At 61.2% G+C, this 26,256-nt stretch carries 26 protein-coding genes and 2 pseudogenes; 14 read left to right on the forward strand and 14 right to left on the reverse strand.

Going from position 1 to position 26,256, the window contains the following annotated elements:
• Positions 1–69: 69 nt before the first annotated feature.
• Positions 70–1,317, forward strand: a complete 1,248-nt coding sequence (locus D6Z43_RS11040) for a ribonucleotide-diphosphate reductase subunit beta (RefSeq protein WP_028628950.1) — start codon at positions 70–72, stop codon at positions 1,315–1,317.
• 669 nt (positions 1,318–1,986) lie between these two features.
• Here the strand turns inward: D6Z43_RS11040 and D6Z43_RS11045 are convergent.
• Positions 1,987–2,760, reverse strand: a complete 774-nt coding sequence (locus tag D6Z43_RS11045) for an SDR family oxidoreductase (RefSeq protein WP_120652043.1) — start codon at positions 2,758–2,760, stop codon at positions 1,987–1,989.
• 118 nt (positions 2,761–2,878) lie between these two features.
• On the opposite strand from D6Z43_RS11045, the gene D6Z43_RS11050 reads away from it, so the two are divergent.
• Complete coding sequence (locus tag D6Z43_RS11050; protein WP_120652045.1) at positions 2,879–3,775, forward strand: LysR family transcriptional regulator; 897 nt, start codon at positions 2,879–2,881, stop codon at positions 3,773–3,775.
• 13 nt (positions 3,776–3,788) lie between these two features.
• Here the strand turns inward: D6Z43_RS11050 and D6Z43_RS11055 are convergent, their stop codons facing one another.
• Positions 3,789–5,228, reverse strand: a complete 1,440-nt coding sequence (locus D6Z43_RS11055; protein ID WP_120652047.1) for an HD domain-containing phosphohydrolase — start codon at positions 5,226–5,228, stop codon at positions 3,789–3,791.
• An 86-nt stretch (positions 5,229–5,314) separates the two neighbouring features.
• Here D6Z43_RS11055 and D6Z43_RS11060 point away from each other — a divergent pair, with 86 nt between their 5' ends.
• The 4 genes and pseudogenes from D6Z43_RS11060 to D6Z43_RS11075 all read left to right on the forward strand — a co-directional run bounded on the left by D6Z43_RS11060 (position 5,315) and on the right by D6Z43_RS11075 (position 9,662).
• Positions 5,315–6,088 (forward strand): alpha/beta hydrolase, encoded by a 774-nt coding sequence (locus tag D6Z43_RS11060; protein WP_120652049.1) that lies wholly within the window; start codon positions 5,315–5,317, stop codon positions 6,086–6,088.
• A gap of 178 nt (positions 6,089–6,266) precedes the next feature.
• Positions 6,267–7,626 (forward strand): annotated as a pseudogene (locus D6Z43_RS11065) (transposase).
• Positions 7,627–8,067: 441 nt separating this feature from the next.
• Entirely contained in the window at positions 8,068–8,946 is an 879-nt protein-coding gene (gene hchA / locus D6Z43_RS11070) for a glyoxalase III HchA (RefSeq protein ID WP_120652051.1), read from the forward strand.
• On the forward strand, positions 8,943–9,662 hold the full coding sequence (locus tag D6Z43_RS11075) for a PA1136 family autoinducer-binding transcriptional regulator (protein WP_120652053.1): 720 nt from the start codon (positions 8,943–8,945) through the stop codon (positions 9,660–9,662). Before hchA ends, D6Z43_RS11075 begins: the two co-directional genes overlap by 4 nt.
• A 48-nt stretch (positions 9,663–9,710) precedes the next feature.
• Here D6Z43_RS11075 and D6Z43_RS27895 read toward each other — a convergent pair whose 3' ends face one another.
• The 3 genes and pseudogenes from D6Z43_RS27895 to D6Z43_RS27900 form a co-directional block, all read right to left on the reverse strand.
• A complete protein-coding gene (locus tag D6Z43_RS27895) occupies positions 9,711–10,010 on the reverse strand; it encodes a hypothetical protein (RefSeq protein WP_153917860.1) in 300 nt (99 codons plus the stop codon).
• A 145-nt stretch (positions 10,011–10,155) separates the two neighbouring features.
• A pseudogene (locus tag D6Z43_RS11080) lies at positions 10,156–10,491 on the reverse strand (efflux RND transporter permease subunit); the annotation flags it as partial.
• A gap of 12 nt (positions 10,492–10,503) precedes the next feature.
• On the reverse strand, positions 10,504–10,806 hold the full coding sequence (locus D6Z43_RS27900) for a hypothetical protein (protein ID WP_162945835.1): 303 nt from the start codon (positions 10,804–10,806) through the stop codon (positions 10,504–10,506).
• 400 nt (positions 10,807–11,206) lie between these two features.
• Here D6Z43_RS27900 and D6Z43_RS11090 point away from each other — a divergent pair, with 400 nt between their 5' ends.
• On the forward strand, positions 11,207–11,776 hold the full coding sequence (locus D6Z43_RS11090) for a hypothetical protein (protein WP_174235581.1): 570 nt from the start codon (positions 11,207–11,209) through the stop codon (positions 11,774–11,776).
• 18 nt (positions 11,777–11,794) lie between these two features.
• Here the strand turns inward: D6Z43_RS11090 and arsJ are convergent, their stop codons facing one another.
• Genes arsJ through D6Z43_RS11110 form a run of 4 tightly spaced genes read right to left on the reverse strand, consistent with a single transcriptional unit; the run spans position 11,795 to position 15,162 of the window.
• Positions 11,795–13,027 carry an organoarsenical effux MFS transporter ArsJ gene (arsJ, locus tag D6Z43_RS11095; RefSeq protein WP_120652054.1) on the reverse strand — a complete coding sequence of 411 codons (1,233 nt, stop codon included), beginning with the start codon at positions 13,025–13,027 and terminating at the stop codon, positions 11,795–11,797.
• Between the two features lie 19 nt (positions 13,028–13,046).
• Entirely contained in the window at positions 13,047–14,051 is a 1,005-nt protein-coding gene (locus D6Z43_RS11100; RefSeq protein WP_120652056.1) for an ArsJ-associated glyceraldehyde-3-phosphate dehydrogenase, read from the reverse strand.
• 26 nt (positions 14,052–14,077) lie between these two features.
• The gene (gene arsH, locus D6Z43_RS11105) at positions 14,078–14,794 is read right to left on the reverse strand and encodes an arsenical resistance protein ArsH (RefSeq protein WP_120652058.1); all 717 of its coding nucleotides are present in this window, start codon (positions 14,792–14,794) and stop codon (positions 14,078–14,080) included.
• 11 nt (positions 14,795–14,805) lie between these two features.
• The gene (locus D6Z43_RS11110) at positions 14,806–15,162 is read right to left on the reverse strand and encodes a metalloregulator ArsR/SmtB family transcription factor (protein ID WP_120652060.1); all 357 of its coding nucleotides are present in this window, start codon (positions 15,160–15,162) and stop codon (positions 14,806–14,808) included.
• Positions 15,163–15,422: 260 nt separating this feature from the next.
• On the opposite strand from D6Z43_RS11110, the gene D6Z43_RS11115 reads away from it, so the two are divergent.
• Entirely contained in the window at positions 15,423–15,770 is a 348-nt protein-coding gene (locus tag D6Z43_RS11115; protein ID WP_120652062.1) for a helix-turn-helix transcriptional regulator, read from the forward strand.
• Between the two features lie 40 nt (positions 15,771–15,810).
• Positions 15,811–16,896: an NAD(P)/FAD-dependent oxidoreductase gene (locus D6Z43_RS11120; protein WP_120652064.1), complete on the forward strand. Its 1,086-nt coding sequence runs from the start codon at positions 15,811–15,813 to the stop codon at positions 16,894–16,896.
• Between the two features lie 132 nt (positions 16,897–17,028).
• Here D6Z43_RS11120 and D6Z43_RS11125 read toward each other — a convergent pair whose 3' ends face one another.
• Together D6Z43_RS11125 and D6Z43_RS11130 are read right to left on the reverse strand one after the other, a co-directional pair.
• Positions 17,029–17,688 carry an SCO family protein gene (locus D6Z43_RS11125; RefSeq protein WP_120652066.1) on the reverse strand — a complete coding sequence of 220 codons (660 nt, stop codon included), beginning with the start codon at positions 17,686–17,688 and terminating at the stop codon, positions 17,029–17,031.
• A 12-nt stretch (positions 17,689–17,700) separates the two neighbouring features.
• On the reverse strand, positions 17,701–19,560 hold the full coding sequence (locus tag D6Z43_RS11130; RefSeq protein ID WP_120652067.1) for a multicopper oxidase family protein: 1,860 nt from the start codon (positions 19,558–19,560) through the stop codon (positions 17,701–17,703).
• A 291-nt stretch (positions 19,561–19,851) separates the two neighbouring features.
• Here D6Z43_RS11130 and D6Z43_RS11135 point away from each other — a divergent pair, with 291 nt between their 5' ends.
• Positions 19,852–20,184: a Bro-N domain-containing protein gene (locus D6Z43_RS11135; protein WP_256660988.1), complete on the forward strand. Its 333-nt coding sequence runs from the start codon at positions 19,852–19,854 to the stop codon at positions 20,182–20,184.
• Between the two features lie 177 nt (positions 20,185–20,361).
• On the opposite strand, the gene tenA is transcribed toward D6Z43_RS11135, so the two are convergent.
• Positions 20,362–21,027, reverse strand: a complete 666-nt coding sequence (gene tenA, locus D6Z43_RS11140) for a thiaminase II (RefSeq protein WP_120652069.1) — start codon at positions 21,025–21,027, stop codon at positions 20,362–20,364.
• Between the two features lie 296 nt (positions 21,028–21,323).
• On the opposite strand from tenA, the gene D6Z43_RS11145 reads away from it, so the two are divergent.
• Positions 21,324–22,283: a hypothetical protein gene (locus D6Z43_RS11145; protein ID WP_120652071.1), complete on the forward strand. Its 960-nt coding sequence runs from the start codon at positions 21,324–21,326 to the stop codon at positions 22,281–22,283.
• A 31-nt stretch (positions 22,284–22,314) separates the two neighbouring features.
• Here the strand turns inward: D6Z43_RS11145 and D6Z43_RS11150 are convergent, their stop codons facing one another.
• Positions 22,315–22,974, reverse strand: a complete 660-nt coding sequence (locus D6Z43_RS11150; protein WP_120652073.1) for a twin-arginine translocation pathway signal protein — start codon at positions 22,972–22,974, stop codon at positions 22,315–22,317.
• A 213-nt stretch (positions 22,975–23,187) separates the two neighbouring features.
• On the opposite strand from D6Z43_RS11150, the gene D6Z43_RS11155 reads away from it, so the two are divergent.
• Entirely contained in the window at positions 23,188–24,234 is a 1,047-nt protein-coding gene (locus tag D6Z43_RS11155) for a GGDEF domain-containing protein (protein WP_120652074.1), read from the forward strand.
• 116 nt (positions 24,235–24,350) lie between these two features.
• Positions 24,351–24,587, forward strand: coding sequence for a hypothetical protein (locus D6Z43_RS11160; protein WP_120652076.1), 237 nt, complete (start codon positions 24,351–24,353; stop codon positions 24,585–24,587).
• Here D6Z43_RS11160 and D6Z43_RS11165 read toward each other — a convergent pair.
• Entirely contained in the window at positions 24,582–25,319 is a 738-nt protein-coding gene (locus D6Z43_RS11165; RefSeq protein WP_120652078.1) for a hypothetical protein, read from the reverse strand. The two genes, D6Z43_RS11160 and D6Z43_RS11165, sit on opposite strands and share 6 nt — an antisense overlap.
• Before the next feature lie 409 nt (positions 25,320–25,728).
• Here D6Z43_RS11165 and D6Z43_RS11170 point away from each other — a divergent pair, with 409 nt between their 5' ends.
• The gene (locus D6Z43_RS11170; RefSeq protein ID WP_120652080.1) at positions 25,729–26,238 is read left to right on the forward strand and encodes a YkgB family protein; all 510 of its coding nucleotides are present in this window, start codon (positions 25,729–25,731) and stop codon (positions 26,236–26,238) included.
• Positions 26,239–26,256 lie beyond the last annotated feature (18 nt).

Raw genomic sequence — 26,256 nt, forward strand, 5'->3', positions numbered from 1 at the left:
GCGTGCATCCATCCACGCACCCAAACACCCAGGCCGGCATAGACCGGTCCGCAGACCAGGAGAGGAACAATGCTCAGCTGGGACGAATTCGACAAAGAAGACCCCACCGAAGCCAAGGCAGCCCCCGCCGTTGCCCAGGCCGCAGCCAAGAACATCGACAAGCTCGACGACGAAGCCGCTGGCTCCGTTGAAGACGCCCGCGCCGTATCGGCCGACGACTCCGACGCCGTAGCCCGCGCCAAGAAGGCCCTCGACGCCCTCGACATCCAGGAAGGCCTGGACGACCTCGAAGGCTCCGCCGCGCGCGTGCAGGTTGGCGACAAGCAGATGATCAACGCCCGCGCCGACCTCAACCAGCTCGTACCCTTCAAGTACGACTGGGCCTGGCAGAAGTATCTGGATGGTTGCGCCAACCACTGGATGCCGCAGGAAGTGAACATGAACGCCGACATTGCCCTGTGGAAGAGCAAGGACGGCCTCAGCGAAGACGAGCGCCGCATCGTGATGCGCAACCTCGGCTTCTTCTCCACCGCCGACTCCCTGGTTGCCAACAACCTGGTGCTGGCCGTGTACCGCCTGATCACCAACCCCGAGTGCCGCCAGTACATCCTGCGCCAGGCGTTCGAAGAGGCGATCCACACCCACGCCTACCAGTACTGCATCGAGTCGCTGGGCATGGATGAAGGCGAGATCTTCAACATGTACCACGAGATTCCGAGCGTCGCGAAAAAGGCGTCCTGGGGCCTCAAGTACACCCGCTCGATCTCCGACCCCGAGTTCAAGACCGGCACCCCAGAGACCGACCGCCAGTTCCTGCGCAACCTGATCGCTTACTACTGCGTACTGGAAGGCATCTTCTTCTACTGCGGCTTCACCCAGATCCTCTCCATGGGCCGCCGCAACAAGATGACCGGCACCGCCGAGCAGTTCCAGTACATCCTGCGTGACGAGTCCATGCACCTGAACTTCGGCATCGACGTGATCAACCAGATCAAGATCGAGAACCCGCATCTGTGGGATGCCCAGATGAAGGACGAAGCCACCCAGATGATCCTGCAGGGCACCCAGCTGGAAATCGAATACGCTCGCGACACCATGCCGCGCGGCGTACTGGGCATGAACGCCGCGATGATGGAGGACTACCTCAAATTCATCGCCAACCGCCGCCTGACCCAGATCGGCCTGAAAGAGGAATACCCGGGCGCGACCAACCCGTTCCCATGGATGTCCGAAATCATGGACCTGAAGAAAGAGAAGAACTTCTTCGAGACGCGCGTCATCGAGTACCAGACCGGCGGCGCGCTGAGCTGGGATTGAATCCGGGTCACGTAGTTTTTCAACAAACACTGAAACTTTTTCACTGAATGTTGAAACGGATGCACCGAGAAGGTGCACAGTCGATGCCCTGGGGAGGGTAGCGGCGCCGGCCATCCCAGGATGGCCTCGTTGTACGGTCAAGACCATTAACCCCAAAGGAACTGGGGTCGAAGGAGTACGAGAAAGGGCCGGTGGGTAATGCTCACCGGCCCTTTTTCATTGGTGAGTAGCTCCGACTTCGGCCGACAGCAGCCAGCCACCAAGGCAGTAGTCCTCCCCATAGCGGACGGTCGCACTCGGCCAATAGCTGCCTTCCAGGGCTGCAATATCTTGGGTCACCCACGAGCGGTATCGATAACACCGCGCGCCAAGTTCTGACCTGACGGCGATCAGACATTCCTCGCGGAGCCTGATCGTCATCAACGGCGCAGCAAGCGCTGATGATCACTTCGAAGGACGTGCGGTGCAGTGAAGAACACTGACCGGAACATGCGGGCTTGGAGGCTACTGCTTCTGCTCCATGGCCTGGCTAATCTTGCTGAACGCCACCACCAGCAAACCGATCAACGCTTGCGGCCCAGCGCGCTGAGGCAGGGAAAACCCTTCGGCGACATGCCACACATTTCAGCTATGAATGTGGCCCCACCCAAGTGAATGGCTGCCGGCGACTCAAACCGTCGGCACCGTGCCGCCATCAATCACGAACTCGCTGCCTGTGATCGACGCCGAGCGCGGCGAAGCCAGGAAGGCAATCAGTTCGGCCACCTCGAGTGGCTTGGCCGGTCGGCCCAGAGGTATGCCGCCCAATGCGTCCATGACAATCTGCTTACCCCCTTCATAGTCAGTGCCCGCGTTCTGCGCCAGGCGCTCGGCCAAGGCCACCGATGCTTCGGTTTCGACCCAGCCAGGCGACACCCGAACCACCCGTACGCCTTGTGGCGACACTTCTTTGGACAGGCTTTTGCTGTAGGTGGAAAGTGCCGCCTTGGCCGCCGCATAGGCCGTGGTCGCTTCGGGCAACGGCAGGCGGCTCTGGATGGACGTCACGTGGATGATCACGCCGGCTTTGCGCTGCAGCATGTCCGGCAGCAGCGCACGATCCAGGCGCACGGCCGGAAGCAGATTCAGGCTCAGTTCGTTCTGCCACTCATCCTCGCCCAATGCGGCAAACCCGCCGCCGGGAGCGGTGGAGCCGCCCAGCACGTGCACGATGATATCCACGCCACCCAGGCGCTCCCGGACAGCCGCCGCCAACGCCTCACAACCTTGCGCGGTTGTCAGGTCCGCGGCGAAAAACACCGCCTGCGGCGTGTCCTCGGTGGCTTGCCGTGCCGAGGTCAGCACCTGGGCACCCTCTTCCAGCAACAGTTTTACAACAGCGCTGCCAACGCCTTTGGTGCCACCGGTAACCAGAATTCGTTTGCCGCTCAGATCAAGGTTCATGGCCTGTCTCCTCTCGCTTGGGTTGTTGGATTGAACGAGAGCAATGTTGGCGCGCCATAAATTGTTTGCTCAACTGGGACAACGGTTAACGAGTAATCCCAAAATTCAGGACAATCCCATGTCGGACCCGCGCGTCAGCCTCAACGAACTGGAAGCGGTCATGGCCGTTGCACGCCGGGCGTCGTTTCGCCAGGCGGCCATCGACCTCGGAATTTCAACCACGGCATTGAGCCACACCATCGCCAAGCTGGAAGCGAGCCTGGAAACGCGCTTTTTCAATCGCACCACACGCAGCGTGTCGCTGACCGAAGCGGGCGAGATGTTCATCGAACAGGTGGGGCCGGCCTTGCGGGATGTGCGTGCCGGGCTGGACGCGGTGCGCTCGCACAACGCCGGGCCGTCGGGTGTGCTGCGTATCAATGCGTTCGCCAGCGCCGCCCGCGCTGCGCTGCTGCCACTGGTGCTGGAGTTCTTGCGACGCTATCCACAGGTACACGTCGACCTGGTCACAGAGGGGCGCCTGGTCGACATCGTTGCCGATGGGTTTGACCTCGGCGTGCGGGCGACGAATCTGGTGCCCAGCGACATGATCGTCATCGCCTTGGGTCAACCGCAACGCTACGCGGTGGTGGGCACACCCGCCTACTTTGCCGCCCATGGCCGGCCGCTCACCCCAACAGACCTGCTCCAGCATCCGTGCTTGCGTATCCGTTTACCCAACGGGGCGATTTTCCCGTGGCAGTTCGAGCGCGATGGCGAGGTTATCCGCCTGGATGTGCGCGGCCCGCTCACCCTGGACGAACCTGGCGTGGCCAAGGCCGTGGTGCAGGCAGGCATCGGGCTCGGTTTTTTCATGGAGCAGGACGTCATGGAAGAAATCGAAACGGGTCAGTTCGAACGGGTGCTGCAAGCCTGGACCCCGCCGCGCGACGCCCTGTGCCTGTACTACGCCAACCGCCGCAACCCGTCGGCCGCGCTCAAGGCCTTCATTGCCCTGGCCCGTGCGGGCGTTTAGTCCGCGATGGGTATCAGGCAATCAAACCCAGCGTCAGTCCTTTCAGCGTCGCCGCCGCCCGGGTGGAACACCCCAGTTTGCGAAAGATGCTTTCCATGTGCGTGCGCACGGTACTTGGGCTGATGGCCAGATTGCGCGCAACTTCCTTGTTGCTGGCGCCCTGACTGATCTCCAGAAGGATGCGGCATTCACGTGGGGTGAGCAGCGGGTTCTTGGGCTGGGTGAGGGTGCGTTCGCCACGGGCGGCGGCGATCACCGCATCGCAGATTTCACCGTCGAAGACGCCGCGACTGGCCTCCTGTTTAAGCAGCCTGGCAGCATCGGCTTCGCTGTGCGCGACACGCCAAGGCCTGGTACCGCGCAACGCTACCCAAGCGACGGCAGTGGCCAGCAAGCGGTTCTCGGCGCACAGTGCCTCCGCCGCTGTGCCTCGGTAGTAGCCGCTGCCGTCGAGGCGTTCGTAAACATAGGAAGCGATCTCGCCCGGCGCGCTCAGTTCGCGGATCGACCGAGTCGCTTTGTGCGTCCAGTACGGCACCAAGTGCACACGCTCCGCAGCGCCGTAGGGCAGCGGCCCGGCGGTGTTCCACACGTGGTTGGAAACGGCGGCCCGGCCCAGTCCATGGATAAGCGCGGCCTTACCGATTTCCGCCCGTCTGGACTCGGCCACGCCCCACAAGCGAGCGGCCTCTACGGCGATATGGGCCACCTGCCGCGAATGCCCCGCCAGCCACGGCAGCTTCAAATCGATCACATCACCCACCAGGCTCAGGCAAACGGGGCGTTCGCTGTCCGAGACGCCCTGAGTGTCAGCGGTGGCGTCCAACCCGGCCAACCAGCCCTTCGCATTGTTCACCAGCAACGCCGCGAGGTCGGCTGGGTAGCGCCGGTCAGCCTGCTCATGGATCCACTTCAACGCCGCCTCCACCCCATGGGCGCGGCTGAGAATGTCCAGATCCCCGGCGAGCACCACCTGGTAGGCCGCCTCTGGGATGTGCTCATGGGTCAACCCCAGTGGCCGGCCGCTGCCATCGAAGGTTTCGAATACCCGGCACAGCGCGGTCTCCACTGCGTCGCCCAGCTCCAGCGTTCTGGCAATTTCGCCGGCCACTTCGCAGTGCACCACGGCAAGCGGCGCCGCTTTGTGCACGGCGTTCATGTCGGCGGCGCTCAACGTGCCGTCCAGCATGGCGCGGCGGCCGTCCACATCGTCGCCAAGCAGGTGGGCAAACCCGTCGGCATTGGCCGTGCAGCCCGACCAGCGCAGCAAGGCCACCTGCTCCACCACCCTCATCTGCTCGGCGCCTGCCTGTCTCGCTTGCGCCAGCTGCCTGGCCAGGCGAGCCACGCGTAGGGAGTGTCCCAGCGGTTGGCCCATGCTGAGATCACCGACCTGGGCGATGGCCGCCAGTGCCGCGCCTAAGGAAATGTCGTATCGATGCGTGCTATCCATGAAAACTCCCTGGCTCGGATAAATGACCGATACCCGCAGTGCAGGCCCGTCAGCAAACTGGAGCTCCCTACACAGGAGTCATCCCGATGAAAACAATCAACGCTCAACTCGCTACCGTCGCCCTCGCCCTGGCTACCACCTTCAGTGCAGGCGTCAGCCACGCCGAGAGTACCCTGCCTTCCGTGGTGATCGTACATGGCGCATTCGCCGATGGTTCGGACTGGGCCAAAGTGGTTCCGTTACTACAGGCCAAAGGCGTTGCGGTGACCGTCGTGCAGAACCCGCTCACCTCCCTCGCCGATGACGTCGCCGCCACCCAACGCGCACTGCGCAACCAGCCAGGCAAAGTGGTGCTGGTCGGCCACTCGTGGGGCGGCACCGTGATCAGTGAAGCGGGCAACCAGCAGAACGTCAGCGCGCTGGTCTACGTCGCCGCGTTCGCACCCGACGCCGGGCAGATCAGTGGCGAACAAGGCAAAGGCGCACCGACCCCGCCAGGTATCAGCCAGATCAAGCCCGATGCCAACGGGTTTCTCTACCTGACGCCGGAAGGCATGGCCAAAGACTTCGCCCAAGACCTACCGGCTGAACAGACGGCCGTGATGACTGCGACTCAAGGGCCGATTCGTGCGTCCGCATTCGAGGACAAAACCACCGTTGCAGCATGGAGGACCAAGCCGTCCTGGTACGTACTGGCCAGCGAAGATCGCATGATTCACCCGGATGTCCAGCGCTCGTCCGCCAAGCGCATCGGCGCCCAGCTGACCGAGTTGCACAGCAGCCATGTGCCGCAGCAATCGCAACCTGCCGACGTCGCCGCGGTGATTCTCAAGGCGGTGGAAAGCGTGGGCCATCAGTGATCGGCGCGGGTGACGCACTGCACTCCGTAGCACTTGGGAGCTGAACGGGAAAGGTTGCGGATAGTCGAATCATCGACGCATTGCCTGAGTCCGCTTCTGGCCGATTCTGTTGAAAAAGTAGCTGCCGCCCCATGCCGCCGGCAAAATCACGCGCTCAGTGAGCGTGGGGGCAGGCAGCATGATGGGACAGTTACCGGGAGGACAGCAGCGCCTGTTCTACTCGTTCAACTTGGAAGAGCACCTCCCGCCCCAACACCTCCTGCGCAGCATCGACCAGTGCCTGGATCTCAGTGACCTGCGCCCACCTGGCGGATTTCTACAGCCCCATTGGGCGACCGTCGATTGATCCGGAGTTGATGGTGCGCATGCTGGTGGTCGACTACTGCTACGGCATCCGTTCCGAGCGCCGGCTATGCGAAGAGGTGCATCTGAACCTGGCCTACCGCTGGTTCTGCCGGCTGGGCCTGGAGGACGAAGTGCCCAATCACTCGACCTTCTCGAAGAATCGTCACGGCCGCTTCCGTGACAGCGGCCTGTTCCGCTGGTTGTTCAATGGGGTGCTCCGGCGCTGAATGGCCGCTGGGCTGGTCAAAGGTGAAGGCTTCGCCGTCGACGCCAGCATCATCAAGGCGGATGCCAGCCGGCAACGCGGGGTGCCGGGCGATGAGATCGATTGGCGCGATTCGGCGCTCAGCACCCGCGCCGTGCGCGAGTACCTCGAAGCCCTCGATGAGGATGCGCTGGCCGAGGCCCTGCCCAAGAAGATTTCGCTCACCGATCCGCAGGCGCGGTGGACCGCCGCGCCAGGCGGCCCAGCCTTCTTTGCCTACGCCACCCTCGACACCGCGCACGGCGTGATCCTGGATGTGGAAGCCACGCCGGCGCATCGGACCGCCGAAGTCGAGTCGACCAGGACGATGGTGGAGCGCGTCGAAGCGCAGTTCGACCTCACGCCGGAACGGCTCATCGGTGATACCGCCTATGGCACTGTCCCGATGCTGGCCTGGATGGTCGAAGAGAAGGACATCAAGCCGCATGTGCCGGTGTGGGACAAGACCGAGCGCAAGGACGACAGCCTCTCCAGCAATGACTTTCACTGGAATCAGGAGGCCAATGAATACCGCTGCCCAACCGGCAAACCGCTACGCAGTGAATGGCGCACCTTCACCCAACAGAGATCGCGGGTGACCAAGGCCAACACCATCATCTACCACTCCAGCCGAGCCGACTGCGCCACCTGCCCACTGAAAGCCAAGTGCTGTCCCAATACGCTGATCCGCAAGGTCGTGCGCAGCATCCATGAAGCTGCCCGCGACGTAGCGCGACGCATCGCCAAGACGCCGGAATAACTCCGCTCCCGCTGCGAGCGCAAGAAGGTGGAGATGCTCTTTGCCCACCTCAAACGGATCATGAAACTCGACCACATACGGCTGCGTGGCCTGACGGGTGCGACTGACGAGTTCACCTTGGCCGCGACGGTGCAAAACCTGCGACGCATGGCAAAGCTTTTGCCTCAAGGGCCACTGCTCACGGGATAGGTACGCCTACTGCGAGCAGAAACCCTCGAATTAACCCGCAAACCTGAGCCCGGTGGCTCAGTGAAACGCCGAAAGGCAACTTGGAGTGGCTGGTAGCCACTTCGAACGCTGGCACACCTCGCCGGCTGGCTGCCGCAGAACCGCCTTTTTCAACAGAATCGGCCGGGAGCTGCCTCTCAGCAGCGGAAGCAATTGCCCCTCAGCAGCCTCATTGTCGCGGTCTGCCCCCGACTGTTTGGGGAGGCCTAGCCTTCACGTCATCGAGAGACCTATCAGCCTGAAGGACTTTAGGCTGAGCGACTAGTCTTACTGATTGAACTTCAGATTGGCATCCGCCTCGCGTGCTCAGCGTAGGCGTTGAGGGAAATCCCTCATTGTCTGGCGGTGTTGCACCTTTCTAGCATTGCTCTCGGTAATCGACCCGATCGACGGAGAAGAATCATGACTACCGTACCGACTGACGACAAGCGCCCGACCCCTGACCCGGCCGAGGACAATGCTTTTTTCCCTTCGCCGTACTCTCTCAGCCAGTTCACGTCATCCAAATCCGACCTCAGTGGAGCCGACTATCCGACCCCCTATCGCGGAGGGCGTTGGAAGGTCTTGATGATCGGGGCCGATGAGCGCTATTTGCTGACGGACAACGGCACCCAGTTTTCGACGGGAAACCACCCCGTAGAGACATTGCTGCCCATGTACCATATGGATAAAGCCGGGTTTGCCTTCGACATCGCGACCCTGTCCGGAAACCCGGTCAAATTCGAGTTCTGGGCCATGCCCTCCGAAGACGCCGAGGTGAAAGGGCAGTACGCCAAGTATCGCGACCAGTTCAAGACCCCGCTCAAACTGGCTGATGTGATCGAGCAGAAGCTGGGCGAAGACTCCGACTATATCGGCGTGTTCATTCCTGGCGGACACGGGGCCTTGATCGGTCTGCCCAGGAGCGAAGATGTGAAAAAGGTCCTTCAATGGGCTTCGGCAAACGACAAGTTCGTGATCTCCCTTTGTCATGGCCCTGCGGCTCTGCTCGCAGCAGGCATCGGTGAAAGCCGGGACACCTGCATCTACAACGGCTACAAGATCTGCGCGTTTCCCGATGATCTGGACGCGAAGACCCCTGACATCGGTTACATGCCCGGCCATCTGACTTGGAAATTCGGGGAGGAACTGAAGGCGCTGGGTCTTGAGATCATCAACCAGGACATCTCGGGTGCAACCCACCAGGACCGGAAGCTGCTCACCGGCGACAGCCCGCTCGCGGGCAACGCTCTGGGTAAGCTGGCGGCCGCCGCGTTGCTGAAAGAGGTCGCAGCGGGGTGACTCAGGACATGGCCGAGGCGGCATTTCGAGCCGCCCTTGCGATCGAGAGTGCTCAAACGCTTTCGGTGATCCAGGAGTCAGTCCGCGCCTCTGCCATGCCGTTTGGTTACGACCGCTTCGTCCTGTTTTCCGCTACATCGGCACGAGACGAAGTGGTCGAACGCATCTACTGGGTCGAGGGTAACTGGTTCGATGACCAGGCTACGGTCGACGCACAGACCTATGTCCGGCGTTGTCCGGTAACGCGCCATATCCTTGAGGCCCGTGAGCCCTTTTACTGGAGCAAGGTGAAGGGCAACGGCGGCGAGCTTTACCGGGTGGTTCGCACTCCGGTGGGCCCCGGCATTCATGGGTTGCAAATACCTGTATTCGGTCCACTGGGGCTTGAAGGTGCCATGAGCCTTGGCGGAGAGCGGGTGGATGCGACTCATCGAGTTCGCCTAGCGCTGAGCATCGTGGCCACGGCTGCGTTTTTCTCCGCTCGCCGGTTGCTGGAGTCGCCAGTGGGCGAGGTATACAGAAAACTTTCCGAGCGTGAGCGCGAAGTCCTAGCGTGGATTGCTGCAGGAAAACGTCAGGCGGATATTGCCGCAACGCTCGGTCTGTCGGAGCGTACGGTGGAAAACCATTTGCGTTCGGCGCGTCGCCGTCTTGGCGTTGCAACAACGGCCCAGGCCATCAGCTTTGCCATACGCAACGGTGATCTGGAGGGCTAGGAGGGGCTAGGATGAGCGCGTGTGCGCTGATAACCGGAGCAGCCTGCCTTATGCCATGTCCGCTTTTGGCCAATTCTGTTGGAAAAGTCCAACCTTAATTTTTGCCCGAGAAAGTAGGCTCCTTACGTTGAAATCTGAGCCAAATTCCGGCACTGAACTGCCCCAGTTTTTGCGTAGCGACACGTCAATCGTGCGATTTTCGGCTTTGCGTGAGCGAGCCTGGACGACACCCACTTTTTCAACAGAATCGGCCGGTAGCTGACATTCGGGACTGGCAGCTTTCGGCTGTGGATTCAATTGGTCGACGCAAAGCCCCGCTGAATGCTTTAGCCAATCCGTTGCATCCATCGGTGGAATCCGCAATTGGCTGGCTGCCAGTCGAACGCAACTCAGCAATGTCACGGCCAAGCCCCGGCCTCGAGGCGACACAGGCTGATCACACCCGATCAGCCTGTGTCGCGGAGGTTGAGGCGTAATGCCGCCGCGCCGTCACTCAGGAATTGAGCGCGGCATCGGCCGTCATCTGCTGGTCACCGGCACCCGCATGGCGGCGCACTTTGAACCAGGCGGCATACAGCGCTGGGACAAAGAAGATTGTCAGCAATGTCGCCACGGTGAGGCCGCCCATGATCGCAATCGCCATCGGCCCCCAGAACACGCTGCGCGTCAGCGGGATCATTGCCAGCACGGTAGCCAGCGCCGTCAGCATCACCGGGCGGGCCCGGCAGATGGCAGCATCCAGCACCGCATTCCACGGGTCACGGCCCTGCGAAATCTCGATCTGCACCTGGTCGATCAGAATCACCGAGTTACGCATGATCATCCCCCCAGGGCGATTCACTTACCTCCCGGCGATCGGGCCTATGCCGAACGCTGGAAAGCCATCAAGTTCGCCTTCCCCAAACGCCTGACCAACGCCGAACCTCGCACCGATACCCAACAAAAGCGTGGGGAACGCGGCATCTGGCAGCGGCGCTATTGGGAACACCTGATCCGCGACGACCTCAATGACCAACGGCACTTCGATTGCATCCACTTCAACCCGGTGAAGCATGGCCATGTGCGGCATGCGCAGGAATGGCCGTTTTCGAGTTTCGATCGCGCGGTGAAAGACGGGATTTATCCGGCGGATTGGGCAGGGCATGAATCGGACGCCGAGGGCGGGCGTTGGAGGGAGTGAACGGGTGGATGAAGCCCGGCGCATTGGTGGATGAAAAGAGCGTCATCCACCCTTGCAGGGTCACACTTCTCCAACTCCACTCAGCCAAATCCCACACCCCAACTGCATTGCCGCTTCCCCACCCTGCCCATAGCCTCTGTCCCCGGCGCCTAAGAAACGCTTACTCACACAGCGGACCAACCGCTCCCGAAAGCTCAGCGGCTTTTTTGTGCTCGCGGCATACTCGCACCCGCACAAAACCTCTGCTCTGTCGGGAGTGGGCTAATACAAGACCCGTAAGGGGAATACGCCCGGCCTCTGTGTGGGTTTCTTAACTCCCGACGCCAACAGCCTTAAGAAAGCTGCTCACACAGAGGTAATGGATATGCCCGAGTTTCCCGAGTTTCCCCAGTTTCACCCCGCCCCTCCCCCGGACGCCGAAGTCCTCCTGCCCGCCACCTTCATCCGTCACAAGCGCCAGCTACGAGCCGTGCTGCTGGATGAAGAACCCTGGTTTTCCGCTAGCGATCTGGCCCGACTGATCAACCACGCGCCGTTGCCCGAGCGGGTGTCTCGCAACCTGGATGAAGATCAATTGCAGCGCGTCTGGATGCGCAACAGCCATGGCGACTTCGAGCAGGAGTTGCTGGTCAGCGAGTCCGGCGTGTACACCGTGCTGATCCTCTACTACCACCGGGAAGAATCGCTGCATCCGCCAATGGCTCACCCGCGAGGTGATTCCTCGCCTGCGGGAAGAGGAACGCTTCCACGCCCAGCGACCCTATCGCGAAGTGATCCAGGGGCAGGAGCGGACTGCTCGCAGAGACCGGAGATGCCTGCCGGAACAACGGCACTCCATCACTCTTTGACTACCTGCCCACCAGTTCCGAAACAGACCACACTTTCCGCTAATCGAAGCGACTGGCGAGGCATTCAATCGGCGTCGCCCCCCTAATGCGACGCCAAGAACTCCTCAGGCGGATGGATCCATGACCTCAGCATGCCTGGGCAGGCCGATGGAAATCAGGGCAGCCAGCAGCACAAAGGCTGTAGATACCCACAGACAGGCCTCCAGCCCATAGGCCTGGAAGATCCAGCCGGAAAGCAGCGTGCCCAGCAAACGACCGAGGGCGTTGGACATGTAGTAGAAGCCCACGTCCAGCGACACACCATCCTCCTTGGCGTAGGAGACGATCAGATAGCTGTGCAGCGAGGAGTTCACCGCGAACAGCACCCCAAACAGCATCAGGCCGCCAAGCAGCACCGGCTGCGCTGACCAGCCTGCCGAAAGGCCGATGGCGATGGCTGCCGGCATCGCTGCCAGCATGCTGGCCCAGACAAAGGCAGCGCGGCCATCCGGCACGTGACCATGCTGCTTGCCAGTGATCGCCGGGGCGAGGGACTGGACGATGCCATAGCCGATGATCCAGGCGGCAAGGAAGCCACCGACCAGCCAGAAGTCCCAGCCGAATACCGTACTCAGGTAGACCGGCAGTGCCACCACGAACCAGACATCGCGGGCACCGAACAGGAACAGCCGCGCGGCCGAGAGAATGTTGATCGCCCGGCTCTTGGAGAGGATGTCGCGAAACTTCGGCTTGGCCTTGGCCTTGCCCAGGTCCCTTTTCAGCATGACCAGGCTACCGAGCCAGATCAGCGCCAGCACCGTCGCCATGGCCAGTACCGCCCCCGCGAACCCCAACAGGGCCAACAGCGCCCCGCCAAGGAAGAACCCCACGCCCTTCAGGGCATTCTTCGAGCCGGTGAGGATCGCCACCCACCTGTACAACGTGCCCTGCTGGCTGTCCGGCACCAGGAGCCTGATCGTGCTCTTGGCGCTCATCTTGTTGAGGTCCTTGGCAATACCCGACAACGCCTGGGCGCCCATCACCCATGGGATGGTGAGCCAGGCCGGCGGCACCGCGAGCATCAGCAGCGCGATGACCTGCATGCCGAGGCCGATGTTCATGGTGCGGTTAAGGCCCAGGCGGGCACCCAGGTAGCCACCCACCAGGTTGGTGATGACGCCGAAGATCTCGTAGAACAAGAACAGCGCGGCGATCTGGAGTGGCGTGTAGCCCAGCGTGTGGAAGTGCAGCACCACCAACATGCGCAGCGCGCCATCGGTGAGGGTGAATGCCCAGTAGTTGCCGGTCACCAGCAGGTACTGGCGGACTTCAGTGGAGAGGCCTGACAGCACCTTCATGATCGCCGTTTGCTCCCTCTTAACCTGCCAGACCAACCAACTTCGCCAGTTCAACGGCCCGGTTGGCGTAGCCCCATTCGTTGTCATACCAGGCATAGAGCTTCACCTGGGTGCCGTTGACCACCATGGTCGATAGCGCGTCGATGATCGAGGAACGCGGGTCGGTGCGGTAATCGATGGACACCAGCGGACGTTCCTCGTAGCCGAGGATGCCCTTCAGCTCATACTCGGCAGCCGCCTTGAGCAGTTGGTTGACCTCCTCCACCGAAGTCGCTCGCTCCACTTCGAATACACAATCGGTCAAGGATGCGTTGGCCAGCGGTACACGTACTGCGTGACCATTCAGGCGACCACGCAGCTCGGGGAAGATTTCAGCGATGGCGGTGGCCGAACCCGTCGTGGTGGGGATCAGGCTCATCCCCGAAGCACGGGCGCGGCGCAGATCCTTGTGTGGCTGGTCGAGAATGCTCTGGGTGTTGGTCAGATCGTGGATGGTGGTGATCGAGCCGTGACGGATACCGAGGTTCCCGTGGATCACCTTGACCACCGGGGCCAGGCAGTTGGTGGTGCAGGACGCGGCGGTGACGATGCGATGCTGCGCCGGGTCGAACAGATGCTGGTTGACACCCATGACCACATTCAGCGCGCCTTGCTCCTTCACCGGCGCGCACACTACTACGCGCTTCACGCCCTGATCCAGGTAAGCCTGGAGCACTGCGACGGTCTTCATCTTGCCACTGGCCTCGATCACCAGATCGCAGTCGGACCAATCGGTGTCGGAGATGGCCTTGTTGGCAGTGACCTGGATGCGCTTGCCGTCGATCATCACACCGTCGCCCTCGGCGCTGGCTTCGCGCTGCCAGCGACCATGTACCGAGTCGAAGTTGATCAAATGGGCATGGGTGGCGGCGTCGCCCGCAACGTCATTGATGCGGACGAACTCAAACTCCGGCCAGTCCCATGCCGCCCGCAGCGCCAGGCGACCGATACGACCGAAACCGTTGATACCGACTTTGATGCTCATGCTCGTGCTCTCGTATGAATGCTGGATCAGATGGAACGTTGGTTGACGCGTTTGGACAGCTCTTCAGCCGACTCCTTGCGCTCGGAGTAGCGGTCGACCAGGTAGTCCGAGCGCTCACGCAGCAAGAGGGTGAACTTCACCAGCTCCTCCATGACGTCCACCACACGGTCGTAGAAAGAGGACGGCTTCATCCTCCCCGCCTCATCGAACTCCAGGTAGGCCTTGGGCACCGAGGACTGGTTGGGGATGGTGAACATGCGCATCCAGCGACCCAGCACGCGCAGCTGGTTTACCACGTTGAACGACTGCGAGCCGCCGCAGACCTGCATCACCGCCAGGGTCTTGCCCTGGGTCGGACGCACCGCGCCCATGGCCAGAGGAATCCAGTCGATCTGTGCCTTGAACACCGCGCTCATCGAACCGTGGCGCTCTGGCGAGCACCACACCTGCCCCTCCGACCAGAGCACGAGTTCACGCAACTCCTGCACCTTGGGGTGGCTGTCCGGCACGTCATCGGGCAGCGGCAGCCCGGACGGGTCGAAGATGCGTGTCTCGGCGCCGAAGTGCTGGAGCAGGCGCGCGGCCTCCTCCGTCAACAGGCGGCTGAAGGAGCGCTCGCGGGTCGATCCGTAGAGCAGCAGGATGCGCGGCTTATGTGTGGCCGACAGCATGCTGCCCAGCTTGTCCAGGGTCGGCAGGTCAACCAGGTCGGCATCGAGGTTCGGTATGTGGTCGTCGGTCATGGATCTAATCCTCAGCAACAAGCAGCAACGCGTTCGGGGCGGTCGCCCATGCCTTCCAGGCGCTCCGAGTCAGGGCTCAGCCATTGCCTGTTGGCGTCCAGCACCGTGGTAAGCACGCGATGCACCCAATCGGGCAAATTGGGATGAAGGCGGTAGTACACCCACTGGCCCTGGCGGCGATCCGCCAGCAACCCACAGGTGCGGAGCTGGGCCAGGTGACGAGAAATCTTCGGTTGGCTCTCATCCAGGGCACAGGTGAGTTCGCAGACACACAGCTCTTCCTCGCGGGTAATGAGCAGCATCACGCGCACTCGGGTCTCGTCGGCAAGGCATTTGAAAACGGTGGTCGGGGTCAGATGGTCGGTCATGGCGCTCTCAACGTTTGGTTTTCACCAGAACGAACACCTTGATGCGTTCGTTGATTTCACGGGCGGCGTTAGCGACACAGACGAACAGCACGCGGGTCCTGGATCTCATGGCCATACCCTGTTCATATATGTTTTTTCGAATATATGATTTTTCGAATATTCGGTAAAGGCTTACAGGACGGAATGCGTGGGAGCCATGCGCACTTCTCATGAGCTGTCACAGCTTTACATGTGCATGATTGTGCACATATATTCTCGGCATGCAAACGCCCACTATCACCCGCTCCCATGCCATCGAAGCAGCCATCGAGTCGCTGGATGGCGCCTTCTTCAAAGCCCTCTGCGAACCTTCCAGGGTGGCCGTGCTCAAGCGCGTGATGCAACTTGGCCGCGCAGACGTCAGCGAGATCGCCGCTGACCTTCCCCAGGAACGCTCGGTGGTATCCCGCCATCTCCAGGTACTTCTGGACGCAAATATCGTACGGGCGACTAAGGCCGGACGGCAGGTGTTCTACGAGGTAGACGGCCCGGCCATCGTCACTCGCCTGGAAACCATCCTCCAACACACCCGAAGCATTACGTCGCTGTGCTGCCCTGGTGGATCGTAGGCCTTTCTATTTGCATCAATAGGTGCATGAGTACGCATACATGAACACAAAGATTTCAACTCAGGACGTGATCGTCATCGGTGCAGGACAGGCGGGATTGGCATGCGGATGGCACCTGCAACAGCGGGGACTCAAGTTCCTCATTCTCGATCAGCAGCAGCACCCTGGCGGCAACTGGCGCAACTACTACGACAGCCTGGAGCTCTTTTCGCCAGCGGCCTATTCGTCTCTGCCTGGCCTGCCATTTCCTGGCACCCCCACGCGCTACCCGAGCCGGGACGAAGTGGTGCACTACCTGGAGCACTATGCGAATCGGTTCCAGCTGCCCATTCGACAGAACACCGAGGTGAGGCAGGTGCAGCGCTTGGGAGACGAATTCGAGGTGAGGTCAGCAGAGCATGAGTGCTTCAGCGCGAAAGCCGTCATCGTTGCCTCAGGGGCATTCAGCCGCCCGTACACCCCTGCCATACCGGGGCTCGACAGCTTTCAAGGCCGCCAGATGCACAGCGCCGACTATCGAAAAGCCGAGCCCCTGGGAGGTCAGCGGGTGGTAGTGATCGGCGCGGCAAACTCGGCCGTGCAGATTGCCTACGAGCTGGCTCAGGTAGCCAACACCACGCTGGCGACACGCGAGGCAATCCGCTTCGTCCCCCAGCGATTCCTGGGGATCGATTTCCACGCCTGGTTGAAGTGGACAGGCCTGGAGAAGACCCGCTGGCTGAGCGACCAGAGCACGCCGGTACTGGATGACGGCACCTACCGCAGGGCCTTGAGAACGGGCTTGTTACACCGGAAGCCGATGTTCACTGCCGTTGTTCCTGATGGGGTGACGTGGGCAGACGGACAACATGAAGCAATCGATAGCCTGATCTTCGCCACGGGCTACCGTCCAAATGTGCCGTTTCTGGATGGACTACCGGTGCTGTCTCAGGACGGCCACATCCTCCAGCGCCAAGGCATGGCGCTTGAAGTGCCCGGCCTGTACTTCGTGGGACTGCCTCGACAGCGCAACTTCGCGTCCGCCACCCTGCGCGGCGTCGGAACGGACGCCGCGCATATCCTTCCGTCGCTGCTGCGTCACCTGGGCTTGTCCACGTGCGTAGGTGCGGCAGCTGAACTGAGTTAGCGAACTGCCTGATCTCACTGGCAGCCAGCAGCCTCTGGCATTGATCGGGCTTGTGGCGCGCCACCCTCAAACTCTCCGATCTGAACACGTGAATTGCTTGACCGGGACGGATGACGCACCAGCTCATTTTGCCTAGGTAAAGAACCTCGAGCCTGGACTCTGCAGCGCCTGATGCCGATAGGAAAACTCCGGATCCACATGATCGATAGTGCCCAGGATCTGCTCGGGCGAACCCAGTGCCGGCGCCATGGTCCAGCGCTCAATGCGATCATTGCCGATGCGCAGCATGCCGGAGTGCGAGTTCTTGTCCCGATCCACTTCCGGCTCCGGGTCGTAGAAGCCCAGACTGAAACGTACCCGCTCGATGTCTGCCGGCGCCCCCGTCAGGAACCACCAGCCAGGCCCCACACCATGTCGCGCGGCGTACTCCCGAAGGGTTTGTGGTGTATCCAGCTCGGGCGCCAGGGTGATGGAGTACAGATGCACCTGTCGTCCGAGACGCGCGCCCAGAAGCCGCTGCACCTGCAGCAGGTTCGCGGTGGCGGTAGGGCAGATGCCGGCGCAGGAGGTGTACATCATGTTGATCGCCACCACCTTTCCGCGAATCAGGTCATCGTAGAAACGCACTGACTTGCCGTATTGATTAGTGAGCAGCACGTTGGGCAGCTGGCTGGCGGTACGGTTGGGGCGATCGGTCCTCCCGCCACTGGAAACACTCAAGCCGAGCGCTGTTCCCACGCCAACCACGCCCAGGAGCCCGGCGCTTACCAGCAGATTTCTTCTCGTGTTCATGAGGCGACACTCCTAAGCATTTGGCTCTTCGTCCTGGTCGTCTTCAAGGTCCCAGCGGACCATCATGGCGTGGTCCTCATGGATCACGTTGTGGCAGTGCATGACGTACTTGCCCTTGAAATCCCGGAAGCGAAACAGCACGACCATGGTCATGGTTTGATCGAGCACGAAGGAATCCTTGCGACCTCGCTCATGTATGGGAATCGGCACCTGGACGCCATCGACCAGCTTCTTGAGCATGATCCCTTCCTCTAAGTGCGAGTGAATCGGGTGAGACCACCCACCTCCCGTGCTAGCGAACTCCCAGATTTCCGCGCTCCCCTGGCGAACCCGCGCCTTGGGACGGTTGACGTCTACCAGTTGCCGATTGACCTGCCACAGCCCATTGCGCCGATCAAACTCCCACCGCCTTACAGGCAGCTTCTCCAATTCTTCGGGTGAAGGGATATCCGGTAGCGGACGTAAGAACCGGGGTACCTGGCTGAGGTCCTGCTCGGGCGGGTGGCGATCAACGATGAACTTCATCACGCGGGTGCCGGGCGCTCTGGAGTCCCTGGGCTTTCGCGTACTGTCCTGGCGCAGCCGGTTGGTCAGATAGAGTTCGGTGCCGATGGGGTACCGGGAAAAGTCGACAACAATATCGGCCCGCTCGGCCACCCCCAGCCTGACATGAGTGAAATTGAACAGCGCTTCGGGCAGCAGGTTGCCGTCGTTGGCGATATAGGTGAACCGCTGGACGACATTGCTCGAATTCACCAGGTAGAGGTCGTAGAACCGGCTGGGGCCACTGTTGAGCAAGCGCAGCCGGTACTTGCGGGCCGCAACCCGCAGTACCGGCTCGATCTTCCCGTTGATCACCACCTTGTCGCCCAACACGCCTTCGGCATGGAGTTGGTCGTAGAACAGCTGCCCGTCAGGCATCGGCGTGAAGCGACGGTCGCCGAAGGCCAATGGATAGTCGTAAGGGTGGCTGGGAAGTCTCAGGGCACTGGGGCTTGGATCGCGTTCATTGCCTGAGTCGATATGATCGAACAGCAGGTAGAAGCCGATCAGCCCTCGATACACGTTGGGGGCGGTGTAGTCCAAGGTGTGGTCATGGTAGAAGAGCGTTCCCAGCGCCTCTCGATAGTCACCGATACCGTTCTGCAACTCATCGTACCCAGCGTAGATGTTGGGGTAGAAATGATCCTTGAACGTCCCTCTCCCCTGCCTGGAACCTGACCTGCTCAGCGTCGGCCCCGCCTCATACCGGCTGTAGTAGTCCCCCGGAAATCCATCGCTCTCCGAGGGCGTGTGTCCATTGTGCAGGTGAGTGGAAATCTCCGGCGTACCGAAGCCGACATGATTTTGAGGCAGATCGTTATAGATGCGGCATATCACCGGATGCCCGTAAGTGGCGAAGATGGTTGCGGGAACGGTGGCGTCGGGATTGCTCCCTCGATACGCCCAGACTTTCTGTTTGGGCAAATCGGGGTGGGTTACCCATTCAGCGTTCTGTACCACGCGCAGCTCGTACAACTCGGGAGCCCCTAGAACACCGGTCAACTCTTCGTAACGCTGATGCGCGTCACGTCCTGCCTCGCCTGCCTCGGTGTTGGGCTCGATGGTCGGCGCAGGAGTGAACGCCTCGGTATGCGCCACCGGCACGATGACCGGCGGCAGCTCCTCCATCCAGGGCCGGGTCGCTGGGCTGGGCGGAAAGATCGGCTGTGGCGTGGTCACCCATTCGACCGCCTGGCCAGACTGACTGGCCGGGAGCCATGGCGCCGCCAAGGCAGCCGCTGATAGTTTGAGAAAAGTTCGCCGGGCTGTGTCGCCCTTGTTCTGCTGTCCTGGGAAATTGCCCTTGTTGCTCCGTTTGCTGGTTCGCATTTGGTTGTTCCATCACCCCATCCTCAACGCACGCCCTCTCTTACCGCCCTAGCCACGGTTAGTTGAATATCCTCTCCCCTGCGCCAAATCTCAGCACTGCATGTTCGCTTCTTGTTGAGCGAATGATGTCTCATCATTCAGTAAAAGCAGCTTTACCGGCGTGGGGCAGACCGCCTGTCTGGCAATGTGCCACTCAGCAATATCAGGAAACAAATCAATTAGTTATAGAGAAATTAATAACATTAAAAATTTATTGCCATTTTTATGACGCCCAATTAATCAAATGTCCGAATGTGCCTCCACAAGCACCAACTGCGCGCCGTACTACTGAACAAGGAACCCTGGTTTGCCGGCAGTGATTTCGCTCAACTGATCAACCTCTCGCCACTGCCCGAACGGGTGTCGCGCAACCTGGATAAGGACGAGCTGCAACGAGCCTGGATGCGCAACAGCCATGGCGATGTCGAGCAGGCAATGTTGATCAGTGAGTCCGGCGTCTACGCCGTGCTGATCCTCGACTACCACCCGGAAAACCGCTGCATACGCCAATGGCTCACCCGCGAGATGATTCCACGCTTGCGGGAGAGGAACGCTTCGACGCCCAGCGCCCCTATCGCGAGGTGATCCAGTGGCAGGAGCGGCAGCTGCAAGTGCTGCACTGGCAGGGCAAGGCATGGCTGCACCTGGGCGATTGCCCGGACCTCCTCCGACACCTGCTTTTGGTGATTGGCTAAACCGTAGGTTGGTCCGAGCGAAGCGAGGCCCAACGATGACAAGTCGTTGGGCCTCCTGGTGCAACGGTCAGGCTTTTGCGCTCGCCAAGCCCATCTGCCAGAAGTCCGCTTCCAGGCGCGACGCAGTGGCGAACACTTCCACCAACTCCTCGAAACGCCGCTCCGTCATGCTGCGCGCCGCGAGTTCGTCGAGGTGTTTGCGTGCCGCTGCGGCCACGCCCTGATACGCCTCGCCTGCGTACTCGCCAATCCACTCGCGATAGGGATGATCACCCAGCGCCGCAACGCCATCGGGCGTCAGGTTGCGGCCGATCTCGGCATAGCCGATCACGCAGGGGGCCAGGGCCACATGAAGTTCCAGCAGGTCTCCTGCAGCACCACAATCAAGCACGAAACGGGTATACGCCACGGTCGCCTGATGCTCCGGCGCCGACTCGATGTCTTTCTGCGAGAGGCCCCACCGCGCGCACAACCGCACATGCAGGTCGGTCTCGTCGAGGATTGCCGCCAGCCCCGCCTGAGCCGCCCGAATGTCCGCCGGGGTACGGCTCTTGTATGCGGCCAGCGCCCAGGCCCGGGCGAACTGGATCAGGAACAGATAGTCCTGCACCAGATACGTCTGAAACGCAGCTTGTGGCAGTGCCCCCGCTGCCATCTGACGCACGAATGCGTGATCCACATAGCTGTTCCAGTCGGCTGTCGCGGCGGCTTTCAAACGGTCGAAGATATCCATGGTTCAACTCTCGATTTCATAAACGGCGTCAAACTACTCGAGTTCGAGCGCCACGGTACGTAATTGTGTGACAGCCCGCGACCGCTTCATCGAACCAGCACGCAGGTTGGGTGGAGCCTGCGGTACCCATCAGCCAAATCACGATGGTTTGGCTTCTACCCTAGCGGGACGCCGCCCGCGCCATCCTATGAGTGGTCCCATCCGAGTCCGCGAGCTGTGACTACACTTCCGAGTCGCGGATAGAGCGTCGGACAGCTCAGCGAGTCCGCATGGATGTCACTCAAGGAGGAGAACCCATGGAGACCCAAAGGCTCTCGGTGGCCCGCAATACCTTGCTTCGCGTCTATTCCGGGGTGGAACGCCGGATGCTGTATCTGGCGGCGGGCAATGACCTTGGCTGTTCGCTCTGGCTGTTCTGGCACAAGTGCGACGCCTTCTACCTCGTCGATCCGGAAATGGGCAAGGGCGTCAACTACGACACCCTCATCAACGAGCTTACCCAGGGAACGGCCCCCCACATGCCTGGCGTCCGTCTGGCTGTCGACGGCTATGAGGAAGGGTTTTGGGAAAATGCGTTGCCGGGTCGGCGCTACCACGTGTACGACCCGCGAACGCCCAACATCAGGAAGCGGCTCTGCTTCGTCTGTGCGGGTACGACCGACTGGCTACGCTCCACCACCTCCCGCTACAACGTAGTGCTCTGCAAGGACTACATGGGCATCACCGAGGGCCCCGACTCCAACTTCCCTTACGACGAGGTCTGGGGACGTCTGAACCACCACGGCATCTTCGGCGAAACCATTGGCGCAGACCGTTCCGGGGAGGAATCCGACTTTGCCAAGTACCGCTACCTGGGTTTCCGTTCCTTTCTGAAGGTCATCGGAGACGACGACCGGCCACTCGGCTTCGGCGCGGGTCTGGTGCTATTCCGGAAGGAGAACGACGCCAACACTGCGGCGTTTAGCAGGGGAATACGCAATCTGGAACGGGTAACCAGGCTCGCGAAGGGCATTTTCAGCCCGTTCCTCGGCGAGTGCGACTTCAGTCCCGACGCCATCAAGGACAAGGCTGGCTACGCAGGTCTGTTCGACTTGATGACCAACAAGGGGATCGGCAACTGGAACGCACTGTACGAGGATGGCCGGTTTGAAAACTGGCTCGTCGAGTTCATGGCCGGACAGGGCGTGACGATAGACCTGGATCTGCTGTTCGACATGATCGGCCCGCTCAAGATCAAGGCATGGGGCGGTTGGTGAGCCTGTCGATGGGACGTCCCCAGGTCATCAGTCACGCAAAGCCCCGCGCCAGCACGATATCGAACACGCCACGCCGCAGCTCGCCGTCCTGTTCCAGCTCGATGGTGTTGGTGAAGCGATCGTGGGCCCAGGGGTCGCCGGCAATAAAGGGGTCGCCCTTGAAGTAAAGCTGCAGGGTGACCGGTACATGGAGCGATTCCATGATCCGGAAGTGGATGTGTGCGGGCCGCATGATCCCGCCGTATTTTTCCAACCCCGGCAGGTTTGGCGGCACGGGGTAGCGACCGGGCATGACGGTCTCGATGCGGTACTTGCCCTGCGCGTCGGTATAGAGCATGCCGCGCAGTTTGAAGTTGCCCTTGTCGGTGTAGTTGCCGGGCTTCTCGGTGTCGTACAGGCCGGCACCGTTGGCCTGCCAGACCTCCACCAGCGCGTTCGGGATGGGAGTACGGCAATCGGCGCTGAACACCGTACCAGTCACCACCAGGCGCTCCCCTGGCTCCTCTGGCCCAGCCAGCTTCGATTGGAACGGCGCACCGAAGCGGTAGTAGGGGCCGAGAATATCGCCCTGGGTCACCGGGCAGCCCTGCTCGGCGAAGACAGACCTTGCCAGCAACCCGCCTCCCAGCAGCACCGCGCCGCCGCCGAGAAAATGTCGCCGCGAGATGCCTGCTGATGAATGTTTCTTCACGCCCGCCTCCTCCCGGTATGACCCGGTCGTAGTGACGACGGCACGCCAGGGGACGAGGCGTGTACCTGATGAGTCTAGCCATCGGCCAGTACCCCGCCAGATGCAAAAATTGCGACCCCGGGCCTGAACGGAATCACGACTGCACAGCGCCTTGCCGGGACGATACCCTTGCCACCGTGCAGCATCGCCAAAACCACAAGAAGGAACGTCTCGATGTCCAGTTCCCATCATCACAGCGATCAACACCGGCGCCTGGTGCTCAAGGCGTTGCTTTGGCTCACCCTGTTCGGTGGCGTGTGCTTCTCGGCGATCAACATCATGCGCGAGAACTGGATACTCGCCGTGCTAGAGCTCTCCTACTCCTTCATCTCGCTGTACTGCCTGCTGGTCATCAACCGCAGCGAGAATCTGCGCACGCTGACGATCATCTACCTCGTGCCGTTCTTTACCTTGATGATGGTGATCCTTTTCCAGCCGCGCACGTCCTTCTCTGTATTCGCCTGGATCCAGACCATTCCGATCATCTTCTATCTGTTGCTCGGCCTGCGCCTGGGCCTGTGGGGGTCGCTGCTGTTCATCGGCATAGGTCTGTTCGCCTTCAGCCAGCGCTTCACCTCGGACAACCAGGTGACCAACATCCTGATCCTCGCCAACCTCGGCGCGGCCGCCCTGTCAGTAACGCTGTTCTCACACATCTACGAGCGCAGCCGCCTGCGCAATGAGCAGCGCCTGACCGAGTTGGCTACCACTGACAGTCTGACCGGACTGGCCAACCGGATGAGATTGGCCGATGTATTCGAACGCGAAATCAACCACGCCAAGCGCAATCGCACACCGCTCGCGCTGGTATTCCTGGATATCGACCACTTCAAGCTGATCAACGACCGCTATGGCCACAAGGCAGGCGACAAGGCCCTGTGCCATTTCGCCCAACTCTTGTCAGGGCGGTTGCGCAGCGGAGACCTGTTCTGTCGCCTGGGCGGCGAGGAGTTCGCCGTGCTGCTGCCCAACACCAGCGCCGAGCAAGCCGCAACCATCGCCCACAGCCTGTGCGAACGCCTGGCTGCCACGCCTTTGGAACTGGAAGGTCGGCCGCTGCCCATGACGCTCAGCGCCGGCGTTGCCAGCTTTGGCGAAGACGGCGAATTGCTCGACGAACTGATGCAGGTGGCGGACCGACGCACCTATTCCGCCAAGCGCACCGGACGCAATCGGGTCGTCACCGAAGACGGCCACGAGCAACCCCTCGCCGCCACCTGAGACACGTTGAGCAGCTCCACCCATCCTGCGATCTATGGCCGTTCGTTCCATCCCCCAAGTGTGGGGGCAGTACCCGATCTAACCTCTGGTTGTTGTCGATCCACCGGAGTGAAGCGATGAATACGAACGAAAAACCGAACCTCGACAAGCTCAGCCTGAAACCCATCGATCCATCGGAACCAACGCCGTCCGCAAGGGGCAAGGCGAAGTTCCAGATCGAAACGCGTCAAGGCGGTGATCGACGCAAGATGGGGGAGCGCCGCGAGTCCATCCGCTTCGAGGCGGACCGCCGGCAAACCAACAGACGCGGCAAAAGCAGCGACCCCTGGGACCAGAGCATCGACTTCTCATGAGTAGCGCAACTCGCTGATATCGATGGCGACCAGCAGCTGCTCTTCGATGGCCCGGTTGTTCGCATCGCGACGGTAGGCCCTTCGCTTGCCGGGCATGCGCAGCCCCTGGGCCTCGATGTAATCGTGGACGTACTGGGCGGCGGGTAATGCGCCACTCACGTCGACTTGATAGTCGTGGCGACGCAGCAGGAAGTCTTCACCGAAATAGAAGTCCTGTAGCGGGCAGTGGGTGGCGACGCCCCCAGGGAAAGGGAAGTGCACCCGCAAGCGCCGCCATTGCTCGCCGCCCTCATCCCAGGGCGCGACCTCTTCAACCTTCACCCCCGGAAGCGTGAAGAGAAATGGCATGGTCAGGTAATTCCACAGCGCATAGCCATTGAAGTAGGCGCGGTGAAGCGGGTCCCAGACTGTCGTTTCCCCGTGGTCCTGGAACGAAGCCCGAGGATCGAGACGCTCCGCCCGCAACTGCCCATCGGTGGTTTCAATCGCGATCCGGCTCGGCACATACGCCGTGCGCTGGTTCGGCGCACCGAACGGTATCACCGACGCTCTCTGCTCATGCAACCAGACGGTCATGCGGCGCGGCTCGCTGTCCTGGGTGAGCCCCTTCATGCCCCAGAGCAATCCACCGGTCACGATGCTGGTATCCACCCTGGTGAATTCGCGCCAGCGCTCCCGCCCGCCATGGGCCGTCAATACCCGCTCCAGCAATTCGCTGTCCTGCCCATTCATGACAATGGTCCTCTCAATACGGGGCCGATCCGCCGGTCCCATTGATGGAAAGCGAAGACCAGGGCCGGGCACTGCGCCAGGAGGTTTTGCCGGTTTGGGGCTTCCAACCAGAAGGCGGGAAAATCACGGGCGGCTTTAGACGATCTGCATCGAAATTCGTACGTTCTGTACCCAAAGGACAAGCGCCGGCGGCAACACTATCTCCACACCCCACGCAGTCCGCGAGGGATCAGGAGGAGATGACTCATCAACGGCTCGAATGTGATCGGAAACTGATGGCCCCTGGCGTGAGGGGCACGGAACAACGACTCGGTTGTTCTCACGCAGGTTGCACGTTGAACCCTCGTCCCATGGCCACTCAATCAGATTCGCCGGGACGCCCTTAGCCAAGTTACGGGAAGCCAGATCAATGAAAACTCTCGATATCACCAGCCAAGCAAACCACACCCAAACGACCAATCTTTCGCTCGGGACCTCCATCACGGCGGTCGGCATCTACGGCATCTATTTCGCACTCGCCGTCATCTACTTCTGGTTCGGTGGCATGAAGTTCACGCAATACGAAGCAGAAGGACTGGTACCACTCGTGAGCAACAGCCCGCTACTGGGCTGGCTCTATGACGTGTTCAGCGTGCGAACCTTCTCCACCCTGCTCGGGTTCCTCGAAGTGTCCATCGGCTTGCTGATTGCGGGACGCTTGCTGTCGCCAAAGCTTTCGCTGGTGGGCGGCGCCCTCTCCGCCGGATTGTTCTTCACCACGCTGAGCTTCATGTTCTCGACCCCCGGTGTGATCGAGCCCAGCGTCGGCTTCCCCGGCATCAGCGTCGCGCCTGGCCAGTTCCTCCTCAAGGACATCGGACTGCTCGCTGCCTCCATCTTCGTCGCCGGCCACTCGCTCACCAGAATCGAATCCCGCTGAGCTTGCCGGAACCAAGGC

The sequence above is a fragment of the Pseudomonas sp. DY-1 genome (genome assembly GCF_003626975.1).
Lineage (GTDB): Bacteria > Pseudomonadota > Gammaproteobacteria > Pseudomonadales > Pseudomonadaceae > Metapseudomonas.

What these genes read in the sequence shown, in the direction of transcription:
- arsJ (WP_120652054.1), bottom strand. Translation starts at nt 13,027, where the DNA reads ATGAAGGTGCTGTCAGGCCTCTCCACTGAAGTCCGCCAGTACCTGCTG.
- D6Z43_RS11110 (WP_120652060.1), bottom strand. Translation starts at nt 15,162, where the DNA reads ATGACCGACCATCTGACCCCGACCACCGTTTTCAAATGCCTTGCCGAC.
- D6Z43_RS27900 (WP_162945835.1), bottom strand. Translation starts at nt 10,806, where the DNA reads ATGCCCTGCCCAATCCGCCGGATAAATCCCGTCTTTCACCGCGCGATC.
- D6Z43_RS11145 (WP_120652071.1), top strand. Translation starts at nt 21,324, where the DNA reads ATGGAGACCCAAAGGCTCTCGGTGGCCCGCAATACCTTGCTTCGCGTC.
- D6Z43_RS11120 (WP_120652064.1), top strand. Translation starts at nt 15,811, where the DNA reads ATGAACACAAAGATTTCAACTCAGGACGTGATCGTCATCGGTGCAGGA.
- D6Z43_RS11060 (WP_120652049.1), top strand. Translation starts at nt 5,315, where the DNA reads ATGAAAACAATCAACGCTCAACTCGCTACCGTCGCCCTCGCCCTGGCT.
- D6Z43_RS11155 (WP_120652074.1), top strand. Translation starts at nt 23,188, where the DNA reads ATGTCCAGTTCCCATCATCACAGCGATCAACACCGGCGCCTGGTGCTC.
- D6Z43_RS11160 (WP_120652076.1), top strand. Translation starts at nt 24,351, where the DNA reads ATGAATACGAACGAAAAACCGAACCTCGACAAGCTCAGCCTGAAACCC.
- D6Z43_RS11115 (WP_120652062.1), top strand. Translation starts at nt 15,423, where the DNA reads ATGCAAACGCCCACTATCACCCGCTCCCATGCCATCGAAGCAGCCATC.
- D6Z43_RS11040 (WP_028628950.1), top strand. Translation starts at nt 70, where the DNA reads ATGCTCAGCTGGGACGAATTCGACAAAGAAGACCCCACCGAAGCCAAG.
- D6Z43_RS27895 (WP_153917860.1), bottom strand. Translation starts at nt 10,010, where the DNA reads ATGGATGCAACGGATTGGCTAAAGCATTCAGCGGGGCTTTGCGTCGAC.
- D6Z43_RS11170 (WP_120652080.1), top strand. Translation starts at nt 25,729, where the DNA reads ATGAAAACTCTCGATATCACCAGCCAAGCAAACCACACCCAAACGACC.
- D6Z43_RS11130 (WP_120652067.1), bottom strand. Translation starts at nt 19,560, where the DNA reads ATGCGAACCAGCAAACGGAGCAACAAGGGCAATTTCCCAGGACAGCAG.
- hchA (WP_120652051.1), top strand. Translation starts at nt 8,068, where the DNA reads ATGACTACCGTACCGACTGACGACAAGCGCCCGACCCCTGACCCGGCC.
- D6Z43_RS11165 (WP_120652078.1), bottom strand. Translation starts at nt 25,319, where the DNA reads ATGAATGGGCAGGACAGCGAATTGCTGGAGCGGGTATTGACGGCCCAT.
- D6Z43_RS11100 (WP_120652056.1), bottom strand. Translation starts at nt 14,051, where the DNA reads ATGAGCATCAAAGTCGGTATCAACGGTTTCGGTCGTATCGGTCGCCTG.
- D6Z43_RS11090 (WP_174235581.1), top strand. Translation starts at nt 11,207, where the DNA reads ATGCCCGAGTTTCCCGAGTTTCCCCAGTTTCACCCCGCCCCTCCCCCG.
- tenA (WP_120652069.1), bottom strand. Translation starts at nt 21,027, where the DNA reads ATGGATATCTTCGACCGTTTGAAAGCCGCCGCGACAGCCGACTGGAAC.
- D6Z43_RS11045 (WP_120652043.1), bottom strand. Translation starts at nt 2,760, where the DNA reads ATGAACCTTGATCTGAGCGGCAAACGAATTCTGGTTACCGGTGGCACC.
- D6Z43_RS11055 (WP_120652047.1), bottom strand. Translation starts at nt 5,228, where the DNA reads ATGGATAGCACGCATCGATACGACATTTCCTTAGGCGCGGCACTGGCG.
- arsH (WP_120652058.1), bottom strand. Translation starts at nt 14,794, where the DNA reads ATGACCGACGACCACATACCGAACCTCGATGCCGACCTGGTTGACCTG.
- D6Z43_RS11050 (WP_120652045.1), top strand. Translation starts at nt 2,879, where the DNA reads ATGTCGGACCCGCGCGTCAGCCTCAACGAACTGGAAGCGGTCATGGCC.
- D6Z43_RS11125 (WP_120652066.1), bottom strand. Translation starts at nt 17,688, where the DNA reads ATGAACACGAGAAGAAATCTGCTGGTAAGCGCCGGGCTCCTGGGCGTG.
- D6Z43_RS11135 (WP_256660988.1), top strand. Translation starts at nt 19,852, where the DNA reads ATGTGCCTCCACAAGCACCAACTGCGCGCCGTACTACTGAACAAGGAA.